The 18,240-nt window shown below is 58.3% G+C and carries 24 protein-coding genes; 1 reads left to right on the top strand and 23 read right to left on the bottom strand.

Annotated elements, in window-relative coordinates; all coding sequences use genetic code 11:
- The 8 genes from ASD32_RS29220 to ASD32_RS24925 all read right to left on the bottom strand — a co-directional run.
- Window positions 1–1,401: phage tail protein (locus ASD32_RS29220; RefSeq protein ID WP_200953650.1), on the bottom strand; the 1,401-nt coding region annotated here is incomplete at its 3' end.
- Between the two features lie 67 nt (window positions 1,402–1,468).
- On the bottom strand, window positions 1,469–1,873 hold the full coding sequence (locus ASD32_RS24955) for a GNAT family N-acetyltransferase (RefSeq protein ID WP_244490281.1): 405 nt from the start codon (window positions 1,871–1,873) through the stop codon (window positions 1,469–1,471).
- A 26-nt stretch (window positions 1,874–1,899) separates the two neighbouring features.
- A complete protein-coding gene (locus tag ASD32_RS24950) occupies window positions 1,900–2,583 on the bottom strand; it encodes a hypothetical protein (RefSeq protein WP_060640743.1) in 684 nt (227 codons plus the stop codon).
- 1 nt (window position 2,584) lies between these two features.
- Window positions 2,585–3,142 (bottom strand): hypothetical protein, encoded by a 558-nt coding sequence (locus tag ASD32_RS24945; protein WP_244490269.1) that lies wholly within the window; start codon window positions 3,140–3,142, stop codon window positions 2,585–2,587.
- Window positions 3,143–3,204: 62 nt separating this feature from the next.
- Window positions 3,205–5,085, bottom strand: coding sequence for a tail tape measure protein (locus ASD32_RS24940; RefSeq protein ID WP_156383345.1), 1,881 nt, complete (start codon window positions 5,083–5,085; stop codon window positions 3,205–3,207).
- Window positions 5,085–5,240 carry a hypothetical protein gene (locus ASD32_RS24935; RefSeq protein ID WP_244490268.1) on the bottom strand — a complete coding sequence of 52 codons (156 nt, stop codon included), beginning with the start codon at window positions 5,238–5,240 and terminating at the stop codon, window positions 5,085–5,087. Before ASD32_RS24935 ends, ASD32_RS24940 begins: the two co-directional genes overlap by 1 nt.
- A 101-nt stretch (window positions 5,241–5,341) precedes the next feature.
- A complete protein-coding gene (locus ASD32_RS24930) occupies window positions 5,342–5,752 on the bottom strand; it encodes a hypothetical protein (RefSeq protein WP_244490267.1) in 411 nt (136 codons plus the stop codon).
- On the bottom strand, window positions 5,749–6,234 hold the full coding sequence (locus ASD32_RS24925; RefSeq protein WP_244490266.1) for a phage tail tube protein: 486 nt from the start codon (window positions 6,232–6,234) through the stop codon (window positions 5,749–5,751). Before ASD32_RS24925 ends, ASD32_RS24930 begins: the two co-directional genes overlap by 4 nt.
- A gap of 67 nt (window positions 6,235–6,301) precedes the next feature.
- Between ASD32_RS24925 and ASD32_RS24920 the strand changes: the two genes are divergently transcribed.
- Entirely contained in the window at window positions 6,302–6,511 is a 210-nt protein-coding gene (locus tag ASD32_RS24920; protein WP_060640738.1) for a hypothetical protein, read from the top strand.
- Window positions 6,512–6,710: 199 nt separating this feature from the next.
- On the opposite strand, the gene ASD32_RS24915 is transcribed toward ASD32_RS24920, so the two are convergent.
- From ASD32_RS24915 to ASD32_RS24845, 15 genes are all read right to left on the bottom strand, one after another.
- Window positions 6,711–7,175, bottom strand: a complete 465-nt coding sequence (locus ASD32_RS24915; protein WP_060640737.1) for a hypothetical protein — start codon at window positions 7,173–7,175, stop codon at window positions 6,711–6,713.
- Between the two features lie 2 nt (window positions 7,176–7,177).
- Window positions 7,178–7,486 carry a hypothetical protein gene (locus tag ASD32_RS24910; RefSeq protein WP_060640736.1) on the bottom strand — a complete coding sequence of 103 codons (309 nt, stop codon included), beginning with the start codon at window positions 7,484–7,486 and terminating at the stop codon, window positions 7,178–7,180.
- Complete coding sequence (locus tag ASD32_RS24905) at window positions 7,486–7,806, bottom strand: hypothetical protein (protein WP_060640735.1); 321 nt, start codon at window positions 7,804–7,806, stop codon at window positions 7,486–7,488. Before ASD32_RS24905 ends, ASD32_RS24910 begins: the two co-directional genes overlap by 1 nt.
- A 1-nt stretch (window position 7,807) precedes the next feature.
- Window positions 7,808–8,296 carry a hypothetical protein gene (locus tag ASD32_RS24900; RefSeq protein WP_156383344.1) on the bottom strand — a complete coding sequence of 163 codons (489 nt, stop codon included), beginning with the start codon at window positions 8,294–8,296 and terminating at the stop codon, window positions 7,808–7,810.
- Window positions 8,297–8,351: 55 nt separating this feature from the next.
- Window positions 8,352–9,383, bottom strand: coding sequence for a major capsid protein (locus ASD32_RS24895; protein WP_060640733.1), 1,032 nt, complete (start codon window positions 9,381–9,383; stop codon window positions 8,352–8,354).
- Between the two features lie 28 nt (window positions 9,384–9,411).
- Complete coding sequence (locus tag ASD32_RS24890; RefSeq protein ID WP_060640732.1) at window positions 9,412–9,768, bottom strand: head decoration protein; 357 nt, start codon at window positions 9,766–9,768, stop codon at window positions 9,412–9,414.
- Between the two features lie 2 nt (window positions 9,769–9,770).
- Complete coding sequence (locus ASD32_RS24885; protein WP_060640731.1) at window positions 9,771–10,343, bottom strand: hypothetical protein; 573 nt, start codon at window positions 10,341–10,343, stop codon at window positions 9,771–9,773.
- A 25-nt stretch (window positions 10,344–10,368) separates the two neighbouring features.
- On the bottom strand, window positions 10,369–11,274 hold the full coding sequence (locus ASD32_RS24880; RefSeq protein WP_060640730.1) for a S49 family peptidase: 906 nt from the start codon (window positions 11,272–11,274) through the stop codon (window positions 10,369–10,371).
- Window positions 11,271–13,001 (bottom strand): phage portal protein, encoded by a 1,731-nt coding sequence (locus tag ASD32_RS24875; protein ID WP_060640729.1) that lies wholly within the window; start codon window positions 12,999–13,001, stop codon window positions 11,271–11,273. The genes ASD32_RS24880 and ASD32_RS24875 overlap by 4 nt, the downstream gene beginning before the upstream one ends.
- On the bottom strand, window positions 12,998–13,234 hold the full coding sequence (gene gpW, locus ASD32_RS24870; protein ID WP_060640728.1) for a gpW family head-tail joining protein: 237 nt from the start codon (window positions 13,232–13,234) through the stop codon (window positions 12,998–13,000). The genes ASD32_RS24875 and gpW overlap by 4 nt, the downstream gene beginning before the upstream one ends.
- Before the next feature lie 10 nt (window positions 13,235–13,244).
- Complete coding sequence (locus tag ASD32_RS24865) at window positions 13,245–15,281, bottom strand: terminase gpA endonuclease subunit (RefSeq protein WP_060640727.1); 2,037 nt, start codon at window positions 15,279–15,281, stop codon at window positions 13,245–13,247.
- Complete coding sequence (locus ASD32_RS24860; protein WP_060640726.1) at window positions 15,278–15,886, bottom strand: hypothetical protein; 609 nt, start codon at window positions 15,884–15,886, stop codon at window positions 15,278–15,280. The genes ASD32_RS24865 and ASD32_RS24860 overlap by 4 nt, the downstream gene beginning before the upstream one ends.
- Window positions 15,887–16,050: 164 nt before the next feature.
- Window positions 16,051–16,797 (bottom strand): hypothetical protein, encoded by a 747-nt coding sequence (locus ASD32_RS24855; RefSeq protein ID WP_060640725.1) that lies wholly within the window; start codon window positions 16,795–16,797, stop codon window positions 16,051–16,053.
- Window positions 16,798–16,849: 52 nt separating this feature from the next.
- Window positions 16,850–17,020, bottom strand: coding sequence for a hypothetical protein (locus ASD32_RS24850; protein WP_156383343.1), 171 nt, complete (start codon window positions 17,018–17,020; stop codon window positions 16,850–16,852).
- 217 nt (window positions 17,021–17,237) lie between these two features.
- The gene (locus ASD32_RS24845) at window positions 17,238–18,017 is read right to left on the bottom strand and encodes a hypothetical protein (protein WP_060640723.1); all 780 of its coding nucleotides are present in this window, start codon (window positions 18,015–18,017) and stop codon (window positions 17,238–17,240) included.
- Between the last annotated feature and the right edge of the window lie 223 nt (window positions 18,018–18,240).

The raw sequence follows: 18,240 nt of genomic DNA, 5'->3' as shown, positions 1-18,240 counted from the left end.
GAGATTGGCTTTGTCGGCAACGCCCTCAACCCTAAACTTCTTGGTCGCATAGCTTTCGCGTTCCGAATTCCACTCGACCACATCACCCGGCTCAAGCAAGCAAGCCCACGGCGGCAAGGTCTTTGTGTGCCTGCGCTCTCGGCGCGCCTCGGCCAACGCCGCAGTCATGATGCGCTGCACCTGCGAAAAACGTGATACCGTGCCCAACGGCAGATCGACGGTCAAACGGCGCTTGCCGTCACGAGCTTCGAAACTGGCATTGTAGAGGGGCGGCGCTGGCTGAGTGTTCCAAGCCTTGGTAGGCTCTGGATAACTGGCCGTGACGCCGTTTATGGAATTTGCAAGGCTCGCAAAGGGCTTACCCTTCTGCTGTTCGGTAGATAGAATATCGGCATCCGTAAACGACAGGACAGGCGCCCCGGGCTCGCCCATCTGCAGCTTGTAAACGCCACCGACCTCGATCAGCTTGCCATGCGCACCCTTCAGGATTGCGTCAATCGTGGCGCTCAGCTCCGTATCAACGGAAATTTCAATCCCCGTCATATATTGCGTTTCCAAACCGTTCGGACCGGAAACCTTGGCGCGGCACTGATTAATACGGGCGATCCAGTGGGCGACGGGCAGCGATGCAGCCTTCAGTGTCTGAAGACCATAGAGCCAGGCGCCGTCGTAGGTGATCCCCAGCAGCAGATTGTAGGCCTGGACAGCCGGAAAATCGTCGCCGTCGCCGCCCCATGTCGCCCGATTGTTCAGACGATGCGAACCTACCCCGCCGCGTGTCGAGTCTCTGGATGGATCGTAGAGCCGCATTCCTGCGACTTCGAAGCGAAACGAAGGAAATCCCGAAAAGAAGCTGTCCTTGATCTGCGACGTGACGATCGCATAGGCGCAGCCGCGCCCTACGCGCGTGCTGGCATAGGGACGATCTTCCGATGAAACGGTATTGACCAGAAATGGGTCCGCGACGGTTTGGGTACCGTCGTAGATCTTGACCCACATATTGTTGCCGCCATCGCCGGTCTCATAATCAGAGACGGGAAAGCCCCAGTCGCCGTACGACGTGTCTGCGGTGTTAATGGTAACCGGCGAGCCATTCACCCACATTGCCGTCACACCTTTGATGGGAGCGTCGGATAGCTGGATCACTTGCGTAAGGTAAGCATTGGGCGTCTTGCCAGATTTTCCCCAGGTGTTCGCATATTGCAGGGAGCCAGATGTCGCACGGGTTCCCAAGATGAACGAGCGCGGAACGTCGCCGCCCGATTGCAGCTTGCCACGGACGCCGCCAACTTGTGGCTGATCGACCTTGGTCAACTGCGCCACGGCCAGGTTCAAACCGACGCCGACCGCAGCATTGAGCGCAAACGTGCTGACTGTTGCCAGAAACGACGTTTCAGCCACGGCAAGAGCCCCGGCGACAGCGGCGGTTGAAAAGACGGCCATAATTTTCCTGAGATGCCGCGAGCGGCTAGAGAGATTTCATGAAGTGACGCTCGGCGGCCTGATAGCCGCAGCGCTCGTAAAGCCGGGAGGTAAGCGGATCGCCACCAAGCCCAACCATGTGAATGAAGGCGCAGCCGCGATGGCGCGCCCACGTCTCATAGGCGTCAAGCATCGCGCCGGCGTGGCGGCCGCGATGCTCGGGGTCGATCCAGAAGATCAGCTCAAATGCCATCTTGACCGGCGTGAACCGATGCGGCCGCGCTTCCGCGACAATCACGCCTCGCGCTGATCCTTCGGCGTCTTGGACCAGGCAAAGCATGTCCGCATCAGCCAGAGCCGAGTGAAACAGCGCATCGGCCATCGGTGCGGAAAACGGAAACGGAGCGCCCGACGCACGATGGAACGCTTTTGCCATCGCCAGAACGCGCATGCGATCCACGATCGTAGCCGCCCTGATCATCGCTGCGAAGGAATACTGGAACTGATACGTTCCGGCGCTGACGTGCTGATCTTGCCTGATTTCAGACCCCAGAAAAGCTCCCACTCGCCGACCGTTGCCGCGTCACGATGGAAATCGTCAGTCGCCGAACGCAGTTTTTGGCTATCGACCGAGCGCGTGTCGGAATTGGTTCGGGTCATCTCCTGCGTATGAGAGACGCAGGAAAGGATGATGGAACCCTCTTCATTCTCTGAAGGCGTGGTAATGTCCGGATCATCGACAAAACCGTTGAAACGGCAAAGCGCCGGCGCAACAACCTCGCGGCTGACAGGTGAGAACAGGCCGCGATAGATTTCCACCACGGCCTGTTTGAGATCGTACCCGCGAATGAGGTTGGTAACGGCGTCATCGATCTGCGACAAGGCGATGGTGACGCTTTGTGCCTCAGCATTGGAGACTAAGGGAATATCGCTGATCGAAATCAGCGATCCCGCGCCTTCGAAATTGCGAATGACCGAGCCGCCCTCGACGGCATTGTCCGGGTTTTCGACAGCAGCGGACACATTCCCAACATCTGACCAAAATCCGTATTCAAACGGCGCGCCGGTCGCGAACGTGCGAGCCTTGAACCAGATGAAATCACGGGCAACAAGCTGCCGCTGCTGAAGCGCTGCATAATTATTGGCCGACAGATACCGCATGTCAGCTTCTCGATTCTATCGCTTGAAACGAAATCTTGCCCCGGCCAGTGATCGGATCGGCAGCACTGCTAATTGACCCCGGCACAATGGTCATGAGGCAGAACGGCTTAAAAGCCTTCAAAACAGACCCTGCCGCGACGCCTGGCCAAAGATGCGGCCGGATTTCGAACTGCCCTGTGGTGGCATTTTCGATGATCTGATGCAGATCGCTCGATCCGATCTGCACATAATCCCCAACCGAATGCGTGTAGCCAACTGGAAATCCGGCTGCGGAAATTGCCTTCCGGTTGGCGTTAATGGTCCCGACTGTCCCCGAGCCGGAAAAAGCGCTGCCAGTCGGCCATGAACCGTTCGGATAAGCGATGGGATAATATCGGCTCATGGGGATCGCCCGAAACTCGACCAGCCCGTTTTCGAGAGCCTTCAATCTGGCGCGCCAGCTATCGAGCTGGTTCGCGTTGAGGGTGGCACTGATCCAGCTCGCAGCCCAGAGCGGTGAACCCAAATCCTTGACGTAGGTTTTCCCGCCCGCTGTCCGGCTCTGTTCCTGCCGGTACATCAGGTCGAAATCCGTAGACCAGCCGGGAAAGCTGGTCAGGATATTGAGAGCATCGAATGCCATCAGTGGAACTTTCCAAGCTTAACGCCGCTCTGATTGGCCTTGCGGATCGTCTGCACAACGTTGGCGCTGAAGTCAGCCTGCTGTCGCGTAAGTGCATGCTCCAGGCGGGCGACGGCTTCGACGGATGCACCGCGAGCATCAATCTGAGGAGCGAACGTGACACTCACGGGATTGCTACCCAACTTGCTCGGCGCAACGATGCTGCCCTGGACGCCCGGCATGAACAGCTCTTTTTCATGTTCGTTGATCTGGTAAATGCGACCAGGCGAAACGTTCCCTCCGCCGGCACGGGCGCCGCCAAATCCCAGGATATTTCCGGGTGTGACAGCCGGTTTGGCACTGGAGCCCAAGATGCCAGTCTTGCCCTCGCCGAAAATAGAACCAAAAAGTCCGGCAAAAAGGCCTTTGCCGCCCGTAGCGGCACTCAGCAACTCCTGAAGAAGGGCTGCCAAGGCATCCTTCGCTTCGAACGTACCGTCGATAATCCGGCCCAACTGATCATCAAGGGTGGCGCCAAAGTCCTCGGCTGCCTGTTGCGCCTGCTCACGCTTAGCCTGCAGGGCATCCTCGGCCGCTTCTTGCCGGTGCTTAAGCTCAATGAGTTTTTCGATTTCCTGCCCTTCTTTCGAAGTGGCGGAGACCTCGGCTTCCCGCAGCGATGTCATCTTCTCACGCTCGACATCGGACTTGCCGATCAGTTCAATTTCTTCCTTCAAAGCCTTGATGACGCCGATGTAGGCCGCCTCTTCCTCCTTGGCAGACTTGGCTCCAGATCCCCGCGACGACGATGATTGATCCACCTTCGGCGGCGTCCATGAATCTCCAGCTGGTTTGGTTTCGGCTTTGTTGCGCCCATTGAGGACGTTGACAATTTGCGCCTCCTCCTCCGCAACCCGGGCCAGTTCGGCCTGGAGGGAGTTTATCTGGCCCGTTACGCCGGCTACCGCATCGTTCTTGCTGTCTTCAAACCCCAAATTTCGGGCAACGGATGAAAGCTTTTCAGCCTCATCTCTCTGCTCCTGTTTTTTCTCAAGAATTTTGCTCTCTATGTCGAGGCGCCGCATTCCGAGTTCCGCCTGCTTTGTCTCTAGCGTCACAGCCATCTGGTTTTGAAACTCGCGGAAACCATCTAGAAAAATTGCGAGGCTCGCAGTGGCGGACACGATCGCGGACTTGAGGTTCGTACCTACCGTGCTGGCAATCAGGTTAAACCTGCGGTCGATCTCAGCGGCCTTGTCGATGAGGTCCTTGTTCATGACGATACCGAGATCATTGGCGGCTTTGATCGTCTCGCGAATTTTGGCCTCACCTTTGTCGATCAGCTGAACGAACTGCTCACCACCAGAACCGCCAAAAACTTCGTCCGCTATGCGGATCTGTGCCGCCTTGTCGAACTTTCCGAGTTTCCCGATAATCTCGGTAAACAACGCTGATGGATCTTTAAGCTTTTCCTTCAGGCTTTCCGCAGTCAAGCCGAGCCTTTCGAACGCATCGGCAGCTGACCCCCCGCCCGTCACAACAAACTCATCGGCTCTCAGGTTCAGTTCCTTGATCCCATCAATGAGCGCGTCCACACCCACTCGATTTTGTTCCGCAACAAACTTGAGCTCTTGGAAGGACTTCACGTCAAGGCCAGCTTTTCGAGCTTCATCTCCAACTGACGCTACCGCAGCTGCGGTATCGCGAATTACCCCTATTGTTGCGGTGAGCCCAATCCCGGCCGCAATTCCTGCTACTCCGCCAATCCTTGCCTTGAGAGCTATAAAGGATTGCGCGACGCTGGTTGCCGTAGTCCCTGCACGTGCGCGAATGCGTGCCATCGCGGCCTCAAATCCTTTTGGATCGCCACTGATCGTTACAGGAATGTCGGGACGGCTCATCATAATTCCTTTTGTTGCCGCTCGCTCAACGACACGACATTGGGATGGGATCGCAGCGAAGGTTTGGTCCCGTGCGCCACGGCCAAACGGCGAATTTCCTCACGGGAAATAAAGGGAGCGGCCTTGTAGTCTCCGGCAAGCCCCTCCAGGGCCATCTCAAGTTCCGCCCCTGTCGCGATCCAGAATGTCGCTGGCAACCAAGCCAGCCGCTCTGGTGAAACGGCAATGCGGAAAAGCATCTTAAGATGGGTGGAGATCAGGAGAGGCTTGCGGGGTTTCCCAGGACGGCCGTTTCAGCAATGTCGGCGGGTGTGATATTTTCGCGAACTCGCTTCCCGGCATCGATATGGGAATTGAGTGCGTGTTCAATGGCCGCAACCCACGCCAATTGGTCGGCGTACGAAATATTACCTTCCGCCAAGACCTTGGCGCATAGCGCCGACACTTCGTCGTCGGTCTCCGCAACAGCTAGGCAGCGGATTGCGCATAGGACCGCAAAGGGTTCAAAGCCCACGAGACGGACAAATATCTCATCCATTGTTTGGGCCTTAAGCGCTTGAGAGAGGCGGGCCAGCCCCCCGAAGGTGACAGCGATCCGGAAATCGATCGCCCCGATCCGGACATCCGCTTCACCTCGAAGCGGGTTTGCAGGAAGCGCGCTCATCATGCCGCCGCCACAAAGGCGATATCGCCAGTCATGGCGCAACGAATGTCCGCCTGCATCTCGTTTGTCTTGTCGCCGGAAAACGTCATGCTGATCAACATGTCACCTTCAAAGGTGCCGACGCCTGGCAAGGTCACCTGATATTCATGAATGACCTGGTTGATGGCGTCTGTCGAAACCAGCTTCATCGTGGCATTTGAAACAAAGGCACCCTGCCCGGAAAACCGGATCGACTGTGTTCCATACATCAGGGCCAGGACAAGCTTGCTGCCGGGGTCCATGCAATTCGGCTTGGTGATGTCGATCTCCTCGTTGTTGATTTCGAGGGATCGCTGTTCGGTGATGCAGGCAAGATCAAAACCGGCGCCTACGCCTTTCCGGGCAAGTGTGAGGGTACGGCCGAGTGCCATGGGAATATCCTTTCGAGGTTTAGTGTAGGCGCTGTGCGCCGTACAGTTTGAAAAAACTGCCGAATACGTTTTCACGGACTGTTATCTGGCTCGACTCCCGGTTGCTATCGTGCTTCTCTCCCGCTGTAACAGAGGAGCAAACATGACAACTTTTCAGGACCCAAAAATAACTTTCAATGATCAGGCCAATGGCAGGGTCGTAAGTGTCAATTTTAACAAAAACGTTGGGTTTCCAAACGTTTCGGCGACCTTCCTTGATGACGAGCGTCCCGACGAAACCAACGCTGAGGAACGCGCCAGAGTATTATTAATTGCCAAGACCTTTTTCGAGCAGGCGGCAACGAGCCTCTAAAGCTTTAACGCTGATAGACAGAGAGGTTAGGCTATCCCGCACGATCTGTAGATCGGCCGATATCCAGTGTTGAAAGTTTTTTACGCTTTCAAGAGTATCGTCTTTGAGTTCGCTCTGCGTAGAAGCAAGGCTGGTCATATCAAATCTCCTAGGAGGTCCTTCGGGACCTCCGATTGTTCCAGTTTCAATTTGAAGTCTATTATTGCGCCGCGATCTCTGGATTAGCCGCAACGGTCTTGTAGGACACCGAGTAGTCCAGCTTTCCCGCCAAAAGCGACATGCCAGTTTCCCGGTTGACAAAATATTCTGTCGAGCGAAGCAAGGTCTCAACAGTCAGTCCGGGAATTTCAATGATCCCAGCCATTCGTGCCTCGACCAGAACGCAGATGCGATCAAACTCTTCTTCCGGATCTTCATCCTTCAGATGAACGATGATCGAGAGTGGCAGCGTTCGATCGTAGCCGTCAGCACCATCGGCCGTCGCCATCGGCCGAACCGTTGCAGGCTCCGGACGGTCTGCCCACGTGAGGGTAAGAGCCGGCAAAAGATGCTCTGGTATCGATCCGGCCCGTCCCCGCTCCACCTTGCCCGGCTCGGCAAATTCGGTGATCGACACCATAACAGTTTTCACCGCGCCGAAAATTTGGCTGCGCAGATGTGCCACGATTAGCCCCGGCGACCGAGATCACGCATCAGCTGCTCTGCCGTTCTCGCACCGTAGCCCGCCGATATGAGTTGCGCGAGGCCTCCGGACGTTGCAAGAAGCGCGCTTGCGTCAACTCGCGCCGCAGTTTTCAGGCGGGATGGAAGCTGCTCCCATGGGCGCTCCATCGCGGAAATGAGCTGACGGGCAGCCGACTTGTCCTCGTCGGCGCCGGACACCAGCGCATCGCAAAGGCTTTGCAACGGGTCGATAGCCTGGGCAGGCATGAAATCGGCCGGTTTTTCGTCTGATGTATCAGGGGCAATTTTCATTATATGTCTCCCGTGACGAAGATACGCAGCATCGCGTGCCCGTCATCCATGTGGTTGCGCACCGGATAAACCTTGCCATCAAACAGCATTGTATCGCGCTGGCTGGTGAGACCAGGCACATGCACTGCGGCAACTCCGAGCGAGTAAGATTTGACCTCGACGCCCTGCCCCTGCTCGTCGCCTTCGTCGAGATCTCGGCCGTTGCGCAGGATGATCGGAACCGACGGACCGGGAACGCCGCCGATCGTGAACATGGCAGTTGCGTTCCCGAAGGCCCGGCTGAACGCCGGACCCATTTTCTGGAAGATGGTCGGACGCATGCTACGCCTGCGCCGCCGTCAGCTTTTCGATGTCTGCCTCCAGCTCCTTGATATGTTCGGCAAGGGCCGCGTTGTCGCCATCAGCTTGCGTCTTGTCCGTCTTCAGCTGCTCGACCAGACCAGAGAGGCGAACAACCTCGGCCTTCTGATTTTCGAGTTCCTGAAGGACGGAGGCCTTGACCGGCTTGGGCGCCTTAGCGATATCCGACGCAAGCCGCTCGTTTTCGACGGTCAGGCGATCCTTGGCGGCCTGGAGTTCGTCACGCTCCTGGGTAATCGCCTCGAACTGGCGCTGGAGTTCGGCGACATCGGCATTCAGCTCAACGGAAGAATTGATCTCCGGGCCGCTCCAATCGCCGAAATTGGCACGCAGGTTTGCGGCCTCAACCGCTGTGATGCCATCTTCCCCGCCAATGGGAACCAATTCACCTGGAGCATAACTCCGGCGGCCAGTCTGCACCGTGACGGCAAAACGTTCTCTGTTAGACATGATCGTGTTCCTTGGAAAAAGCGGCTGCCACGGACGCGGCAGCCGGCGGATGGGCTTAACGGACCAGCGCAAACATGCTGGCATTGGGGTTCGGGGCGATGGGCAGCGGCGCCGACTGCGTCTGCATGATCGTGCGCGATGGATTGCGCTCATGCCACATGTCGGGGAAGCGCTCGAGGGAACGCAGGACCTGGTTGTCGAGAATGGCGCCGTAGGCGAAGTGACCCATGAAACCGAAAGGATCAAAGATCCCCACACCATACGTCGGCCAGAAGTTATTTTTCGCACCAGCAACGGTGTAAGGCTGCGAATACTGGACGAACGTGATTTCGCCGATCGTGCCAAGAACGGCATAGTACTGGTCCTCGCCACCAGTCGAAACCGGGCCGAGCTGCATGTTGCCGCCATCCTGACGGCGATTGTCGAGCGTCTTCAGGAACCGTTCGGAGCGCTTCAGGTATCCGGCGGCGCCGCCACCCAGAAGGACTTCGCGACCCATGAAGCCGTCCGTGTCGGTCAGAAGCTGCAGCCACGTCTCGACATCGTTGAACGGATCGACGCCCGCCTCACCCCAGCGCGCAGCGCCCGCAAGGGCGATCGTCAGGGCTGCATCGCGGCCGTAGTTGACGGTCTGCGCCGGAAAGTCCTCGCTCTGCACCACGACCTGTCCGGTACGGAGAAGCTGCGAGCACATCGCCTCCTCGCGGCGGGTGATCCGCTTGTCCTGATCGTCGATGATGGTCGCGATATTGTAGGCGTAGCGCTGCGCCGGTGTGCTGTCGCCGCCAATGCGCTCGCCCGGCATACGGATCATGTTGCCGCGCGGACGCAAAGTGTTCTGCGGCTTGACATAGGCAGGCGCAAAGCTCGTCACCTTGAAGCCGCGATTGGCGCTGTCCTTGCCGGGCACGTCAGGATGAACAAACGGCGCCAGCTCCCGGTCAGGAATGATGGCGTCAAACACCACTTCCTCGGTGTCCGAAAGGACGGTTGTCGGGAAATACCGGTCGCGGAGGAATGCCTCCGGCCGGTCACGCGGCGGCAGAACCGTCAAGAGTTCCGCCGTATTGAGGAGAAGATCAGCCATGAAAATGGTCCTTATCGGTTGACGGCGGTTACTTCAGAACGCGCACGTAAAGCGGAGCGCCTTCCTTGCGGAACGCGGCCTCGACACTGGCGACGGTATGACCTGCCCCCAGAATGAGTTTGGTCGAATCGAAGGCACCGGAGGCATAGGCCGCCGCCACCAGGTCGCCGCCGCTTGCGTCGGCATCGATCGCCAACACCAGGCTCGGCGTCTGGCTGCCGTCGCCCGCCGCACTGGCGGACAGCGTGTACTTGTCGGATGCGGTGATGTTGCCAATCACCGCCCCGCGCTTCAGGTTCTGCCCGCTCAGGATGGTGATGTTGCGGGTGATGACCGGCACGTCGGAAACGAGCAGGTCGTTCGGTGCAGCTGTTGCAGTTGCCATGATCAGGCTCCCTTTCTGCTTTTTCGGCCGTGGATGGCCTGAATGGTAGCGGCGGCACTGGCGAGGACCGACTGCCTTTCGGTTTTAGGTGTCACCGGCGCGCTGTAGCCAAGCTTGGGGCTACGGCCCTGCATCCGGTCGCCAAGACGCGAACGCCCGCCTGCGGCGGCAGATGTCATGAGAACCCCGGCCACCTTCGACGAGTAGGCTTTGGTGCCGAAGGCAAGTTCGGCCGCGAGCGCTGGGTTCGCGTCCGCCATGGGATGCGTCAGGATGGACTTGATGCGGCCCTGCTCGGCACGGCGCGCGGATGCGGCGGCCTTTTTCGGATCGGCTTCATCCTCGGCAGAGGCTTCCGGGTCGGTCGCGTCGTCCTCGGCATCCGGATCGGTTTCTTCTGTTTCCGCGTCCGGCTCGGTGTCGTCGCCTTCGGCCTCCGGATCAGTCTGATCCTCTTCCTCGACGGCGTCGGTTTCTTCCGGCCGCTCGTCTTCGAGGCGATTGCCGTTCTTTTTTCCGCGCACGGCGGCGAGCACGCTCGCGGCGAGCGTGGTAGTACGTGTCAAACTCGACATCGTGGTCTCCAATTTTGGTTTGAGATCAGCCGGCTGACCGGCTCAGTTCAGCTTCGAAGGCTTCGAGAACCTGCGAAGGCCGTGCCACTGCATCGGCGAGGCCAGCCTCGACCGCTTTTTGCCCACGGTAGACACCCGCCTCTGTTGCCAGTGCGGATTTCAGATCGAGCCGACCAGCACGAAACCGTGCAACAGCCGACGCGAATTCGACACGAAGCTCTTCCAGCTCCGCCAGTTCGCGCTCGAGAACATCCTTGGGGATAGCCTCGTAGGGATTAAGGTCAGCCTTGTGCTGTCCAGCTTTGAGGATCGTCACGTTCAGGCCGTTCTGTTTCAGCCAGGCGCTCATGTCCACGTGCATGGATATGACGCCGATCGAACCACAGATGCCGGTTGTCGGGATAACAATCTGGCGGCAGGGGGCCGCCATCAAGTAGCCTGCCGAGCACGCATGGTCGGTCAAGACCGCAATGGTCGGCTTGACTTGAGACAGCTCGAAAATCCGTTCCGCACAATCGAATGCACCGGTGACTTCTCCGCCGAAACTGTCGATCTCAACAATGACGCCCTTGATACTGTCATCCTGCTGGCAGTCTGTTACCTGAACCGCGATAGCCTCATAGCTTGTCATGCCAGATGACTTTCCGATCCACTTGCCCTTGTTGACGAGCGATCCCTCGATCTCGATCAGAGCAATCCCTTCGCAAGCCCGGTCAGCGCCGCTGTAAACTTTATTGCCGTAATAGTCGGTAACCGCACGCAGCTTCTCGCCGATGATGCCCATCTGCTCGCCGCCGGCAACATTGGCTGCGGTGTCTGGCAGGCCGAGAATGCGAGGGCCGAATGCACGGGCGATAATGTCGCCTTTCGACGGGTGCAGCATCAGCGGCGTGTTGAACATGCGGCTGGCAATTTCGGGAAAATTCGTCATGCCGCTGCCTTTCTGCGAATAGACGGGATGCCGAGCACATGCCGGCGCGCCGATGTCTTGCCGTTGACGGCCTCTTCGATCTCGTCGTCCGCGCTGGTATCGTCCTGCGCCTGTGCCGGCTGGGATTTCTGCATGTTGACGGGCGTGCTATCGAGACCGAGTTCGCGGTAATAGGCCTGCTCTCGCGCACGCTGCTGTGCATCGACTTTCCAGTCGCGTCCCTGTTCTGCAGACTCCTGCTGCATCGTCGTCAGATGCGAGTTCAGCCGCTCGCCAGCAGCCTGCGCTTCCCGCAGAGGATCTATCCAGCCACGGCCAGGGCCAATCCAGTCGGCATGGCACCATGCGGCCGGGTTCCGGTCGAAGGGCACGACATTGTCAGGCAGCACATCGTCGAGCATGCCCTTGTCGAAGATCTCTTCCAGCCACGCCCGATAAATCGGCGCCATGAACTGCGATGCAAAACCGCCTTTCTTCGCCGTAAATCCGCGCCAGATTTCCAGAAGTGCGGCGCGGGCCGAGGAGTAGTTGACGTTGGACCAATCCATCGTCAGCTGCTCATAGGTGAGACCGATGGCACTGGCGACCTTGCGCAACGCCGCATTGACGAAGGCTTCGAAATTGGCGTTCGGATGCTTCGGATCGGTCAGCATCGCCTTCTCGCCGGGCTGCAACATGTTGACGCGAACGCCCGGCAGATCGATCGGCGCTGCCGAATAATAAGCCTGTTGGGCGTTGGCCATTTCCCCGTAAAGCTTCGAGACGCCATCCGGCGTCACATCGGTGCCCATCGCATCCAGAAATTCTTCCGGGTCAAAAGGCGTTTCGATGAAAGCGGCCATGACCGCGTTAAGCATCGCAGCCTGGCTTTCGAAATCCTCATAGTCGGTCGATTGCTTTATCGACCGCATGACAGGCGCCCAGTCGGAAACGCCGCGCGTCATGCCAGCGCGTTTTTGTTCGAAGGCATGAACAACGATCGGGCGGCCCCACTCTGTGGAGCGCTCGACGTAATCCCATTTCCACAGGTTGGCGTTGCCAACGATAACCTCGCCGGGGTGCGACTTGCGGAAATGGTATCCCTGCGGCGCGCCGTAGTCGTCGATCGCCACGCCATCGCGCAGAAACTCTTCGTCCATTCCGCCATTCGGGTTTGAGCAACGCGCAGGGTCGATGATGTGGACCGCCGTCTGAAAAGTTGGCGCATCCTCATGCCACACGATAACGCCGAACGCCTCGCCCTCGGGGCCAAAACGCTGGCGCGCCGCGAGGCCAAGAATTCCCGGCATCGTTTTCGTTCGCTCGGCGTCGCAGTATTTATCAACATCCTGCGTGTAGTCGCGCCAGAGAGCTTCGATCCTGTCCGAAACCGCGTCGGCCTGGTCGAATGTCATATTCAATGATGCATAGTTGGGCCGCGCCGCAAGCGTCCAGCCCGAACCGATGATGTTATCAACGAGGCGCGACGTACCAGCGGCACCCCAGCCGTCGTTACGCGCAACGTCGTTCAACCGGTCCACAAGGTCGGTGCGCGACCACGTGAGCGCTGCCTGTCCCGACCAGCTACCCGGCCGCCATTTAGCAAACGACGGATGCTCATGGGACGCGCCCTGGTAAGCGGCGGATGCCATCATCCTGTTTTTCGCAACCTGCGTGCGGGCCGCGTGGCGGACATGTGGCGCCAGTGGGCGCGCGTCGGGGCCGAGAATTTGAACCGCTCCGCTCATCCGAATATCACTCCTCGCGAACGCGCCCGAGGCGCCGAGCGGAGCCCAAGCTTGAATTCCAGCTGACGGATGTAAAGCCTCAGGTTTGCAGCGCTGGCCGCGCTATATGTGACGCTCTCGCCATTGTAGGCGAGGCTTACTTCGGACTGTCCTAGCTCCAGCCTGTGAAGCGCCGAACGCGCCTCGTCGAGCTGCGCTTGAACAACAGCGCGTTCAAGTTCGGACAAAGCCATTCGAGGGTTCCTAACGGTTTCGTTGCGTCACGCGCTGGGCGCGAGCGAGTGCGGCAGCAAGGCGTGCCGACTGTTTCGGTTCTTCCGACGAAACGGTCGGCCCGGTCTGGGCGGTCAAAAGCGCCAAGTGGTCTTCAAGATCGGCCTGCACCGGATCTTCAATCCGGTTGATACGGTCCTCGATCGCATCCCATTCCTCATCTGTGAGATAAGGAACCCCAAAGCGGTAGGCGCCGGCCAAGCTCTGGTTGAACATGTCAAGGATTTCGTTGCGCTTGCCAGCCGCAAGTTCCCAGACATAGCGGGTGTGGCCGCTTCTGGTTTTCTGCGCGACCCGATTTTCCGAGGTCGCTTGCTGGTAGAAATCGTCGCCGAGGCCAAACGCGAAGCGGATATAACCAGCCTGCTCCGCGTCATCCTTTTTGAAGTCTCGGTAGAGCCGGAGCTTGAAGGCCGACGCATTGAAGGTGAAAAACCGGGAAGACCATTTCTGCTTCTTCGGTCTGCCCCTTTTGTCGTACTCCTTCGTCTGCGTGATCGGCGGCGCAGCATCAACATTGCCGCCGCGCACCATGATCACCCGTGACTTCGGATGCTTGCGTATCCATGACCAGACATCGTCGGTGTAGGCATTGCCGTCGATCGCCAGGCGATCCGCGACCCGCTTACGTCCGGTCTCATCAGGCCACTTGCGCTCCAGCAAGCTGTCGAGCGTTGCGCGCACCTCCGTTTCGGAGATGTGGCCCGTATGCTCCTTGAACCCGGCCTTGTGACTTCCGGCCCGGCTGTCGATCACGCCATGATCGATGACGGCGCGATACCGGTTTCTGCCGTAGCCGACCAGCATCCATTCGACACGGTCGCCCTGGACATCGACACCGTAGACCAGAACGAGTGCTTCCGGCGGAACGACGCCCCGTGTGAAGCCGTGGTTGGCGGCGCGATCCCGCAGGACTTCCCAGTCGATGGCCTTGTTGTCCGCCTCGTAGGCTAACCCGAGCCAGTCATTCCAGAACGTCTGCTCGGCGCCCGAACCCTTTTCCCGGTTCTCCGGTCCGCCAGCCTGGACGGTAAGCCATTCTCGCGCCAGATTTTCCCAGCGCTCGAAGGGCGAATAGGCCATCCAGATGCGGAAAGAACGATGGCGGCGGGCGCGCTCCGGAAACTTGGCAATCCATTTTGCACCATTGGCCGGATCGACAATCCAGTCCCGACGATGCTCGTGGATTTCGCAGCCGCAATGAATACAGACGAAGTGTGCCTGTTCAGGATGCTCGGCATCGATATGATCCCGCATATTTTCCCAGCGCAGCTCCTGCAACTCGTGGCAGTGCGGGCACGGGACGTGATAGCTCTCCTGTGTTCCTTCCAGGTAATTGGCCGTGATCTTGCAGCCAGGCCAGACCATGGGGGTCGAAATCTTGAAGATCTTCCCGGTGAAGAATGCCTTCGTCCGGCTGTCTGCCTGCACCTCAGGGTCACCGGCATCGTTCATCTGCCATTTGGCGAGATCGTCCTGCACCTGCTTGCGCGGCGAGATCATCGACAGTCCGGCCGGCGAATTAGCACCGGCCGCCTGTATTGCACCGCGACCGTCAGCCCGCTCCTTGTAACGGATCGAGTTGCCAGCATCCCGGCTGTTCTGCGAGAACAGCGCGGCAATCGCAGGCGTTTCCCGAACCAATGGCATCAGCTTGGTTTTCGACCAGCGCTCAGCATTCTCCTCTGTCGGATGGACATACAGAAAATCGCCGGGCGCCATGTCGAGCGATCCAAGGGTGAAGATGTTGGCGCAGATCGTTCCGCCGATCTGCGCCGACTTCGCCAGACTGACGATGGTACACGGGTCCTCAGGCGACAACGCCCGCAGGATTTCCGAGAAGAACGGCACCAGCTTTTCGTTGTACGGGCCGGGATGGTCCGTGATGCGCTCTGAGAACACGATGTTCTCGGTTGCCCACTTCAAATAATCGACCGGCGGTGGCGGCTCGGTTACTTCCGCCAGCACCTCGTATGCGAGGCGCTGCGGATTGTAGAGCATTGTCATTCCGAGCAGTCCTCGATCAGCTCCGGCATCTGATCCGCAACCTCTCGGAACGCGGCGGCCTGTTTGGCGCGCGTGTCGCGCATGGCTTTATGAAGCGCCAGGAGTGCGTCACGCTGCGGCACACCGAACTGGGCTGCCATGGTTTTTGCCATTTCCTGAATGGCCTGGTCCATCACCTTGAAGGCTTCACTGACGGCCCGGCCGGTCTCGCGGCGGGCTGCATCGGTCAGCATGTAGCGACCGGTGGACAGGTCCTCATCCCGCTGTTCGCGCGCCGTTTTGAGCCGCTGCTGTTTCAGCCGCTCCTGCGCAATCTCATCGACGACAGGATCAGGCGCGGCCGATGGTGCCGTCTGCGGTTTCGTTACCGACATGACGGGCGCGATCGTCGCGGCGCCGTTCGCGCCGAAACGCTGGGCTGGATCGAGTGTCCGGCTCAGCTGTTGCAAAGCGACGGCCGTCCTGATCCGAGCTTTGCGACCTTCGCCGTCCAGTGCATCGCCAGTTAGCTTGCCCTCTGTGATGTACTGAGAAATGCGGCCCGGACTGACACGGATATGCGCCGCGAAGTCGCCTTTTGACATCGTTTCCGCAAGCATCGACATGCCGGACTTTAGCTTTCCTAGACTTGAGTTTAGGCTCTAACTTTAGGCTTCGAAAAACCGCTCACACTGGCCACATGCTGCCGTGCCAAATACCCGCAGGCCGGGTTTTGGGGGGAAGGACCCGCGACGGGGGTGGGTGGCCCTACCCCTCGACCGGCTCGGCTTCACCTCGCCGACCGCATCGCCTGCGCAAACGCAGCCTCGAAGTTGTCGATCAGGTTCGCCTTGGCATACCGTTCCACAACTGACTTCAGATGCAGCCGCACCTTGTATCCCCTGTTTTGCACGAACAGGATCACCGGCTTGATCGACTGATCTGATGGGTTGCGCTGATACACCCCCGGAAACAACGGCGATCCGGGCTTTGGTGCGAAGAATCGAGCGTTGCGGTAGTTCTTGTTGCGCTTCAACGAAGCGTCCGTCCGAACACGCGTTGCACCTGCACCGCGATAGTCGATCTTCAAGTCGGCCATGACGCGATTAAGAAACCCTTGCGTCATGTTGCCATATCGATCTAAAGGCGCGGCATTGGCGGGAACAGCAACCTGTCGCTTGTTCATCAATCCGCGCTGGATCAGCTGTCGTTCGAAAGCCTTATGCGCCCGCATGCCACCTTGGATCTGGGGGCCAAGGAATGCCGTTGCTGGCAATCCACCCTTTGTCCTGTCCCCCGTGACAACGACAGCAGACTGCATCTTCTGCTTGGTTGCCCGATCATACACCACACCGCGTTTTGCATATGGCGTCGGACGATCGAAGACCTTGTCCATTTCGCGTTGAACCTCGACACGGCCACCCTTGGCCGTCTCATTGAGCATCAGCACGATCGCATATGGCATCTGCTTGCGCTCGATGGACTTCATGTCCCGTTCAAACATTCGAAGATCGAACTTGATGTGAGCGTCGATCATGGTGGGTATGCCCCAATGGCTAAGTTAAACCCGCCCGATGATCGCCTCGCGACTACTGCCCGAGACTTTTGCGGATTTCTGCGGCGTCGGCCCGCGCCTGTTTGCCTGCATCTTCAGCTTTCTGAAGCTCCGCACGCAAGTAGAGGACGTGGTTTTCATGCCTTTCAGCCTGTTGTTCCAGACTTTCGACTGCACGCTTCATCGGCTCGTTAATGCTGCTCATGTCCAGTCCCCTATCGTGTGCCCGCAATGAGCGCAGGTCCAAAGGCGCTATTACCGCGCCGATTTCATGATCGCCTCCATCGCTAGAAACGAAAAACCCGCCGGCGTTTCCGCCTGCGGGTTTGATCGGTTGGTTTTCACCGTAAGCAAAATGTACTTTCAGTTCTGTCGCAGGTCAATAGGCTAAACTCAAATTAAAGATCACTAAATTCAATGCTTTACGCGTCTTCGACCAAATTCATTTGGGTCACCCATGGCTGGTAGTATGGGCGGAAAGGAAGCAAATCAATGCTGGAAAGCCGCCCGTTCAACAAGCCATGGAGCATCTCCAGTGCAGATTGCCAGAGTTGCCATTCCATACGCGCAATCACGGCCCCGCGGATCGGCGTAGCAAGTCTGAATTTCTGGAATGCCCCTTTCTTCGGGCGCCTAGTCCGCTTGTCAAAGCCGTTATCCAAATAGGTGACCGTGTTCCCAAGCCGATCCTTCTTTGTCCTGGTCACGAACCAGGCTCCCTTCCCTTTGTCGCCTTCCTTGACGATCTTAGGTGCATCGGAGACCCGCCAATCAGGGCCAGACTTCAGGATGGCGCAGCGGCGCACCAGATTGACGACATGGCGCCCATTCAGCCTCCCAGCCCTTCCCATCTCCTCCAGTCTGATCCGCGCCACAGCCGCTGCGATCAGCCCATGCTCGTCTGGCCATTCCGGAAAGGGTGCCCATGCCGGCGGAACATTAAATCCTTCAGTCTCCGCCAGTCGCGCAACGCAAGCGCTCACGATGTAAGCATCCGGATGCGCCTCACCATCGGAAACGAAGCCTGAAATGACACCATGCCGGTTCGGCTGGCGATCCACGATCGTGCCAAGAGAGATCATCTCCTGCACGGCGTTCCACGTCGAAGGCGCAGCACTAGGGCCACCAATCCCGGCATCGATTTTGGGCAACTCTTCGTTAAAAGCCCACATAAGAAGCTGCTCAATCATCATAGTCTTCATATTCAACTTCCCTGCGATAGTTTCGATAGTTGTTCGATAGTTATATCGATAGTTTTATTGATTATTTTCAATTACATCGCTAGTTTTCGATAGTATTTCTCACGCATATCAAGTTGATTTTGGGAATGGTGCCAAACCTCCCCTTTTTCTTATAATTACGCACGCGAAAACTATCGCAACTATCGCAACTCATTGAATTCATTCGCCCCTCACCCCCTACAAC

Origin of the sequence: Rhizobium sp. Root483D2, assembly GCF_001426685.1 — a bacterium.
GTDB lineage: Bacteria > Pseudomonadota > Alphaproteobacteria > Rhizobiales > Rhizobiaceae > Pararhizobium > Pararhizobium qamdonense.
The sequence above is the reverse complement of the archived record's forward strand: the minus strand, read 5'-3'. Positions and strand labels throughout refer to the sequence as shown.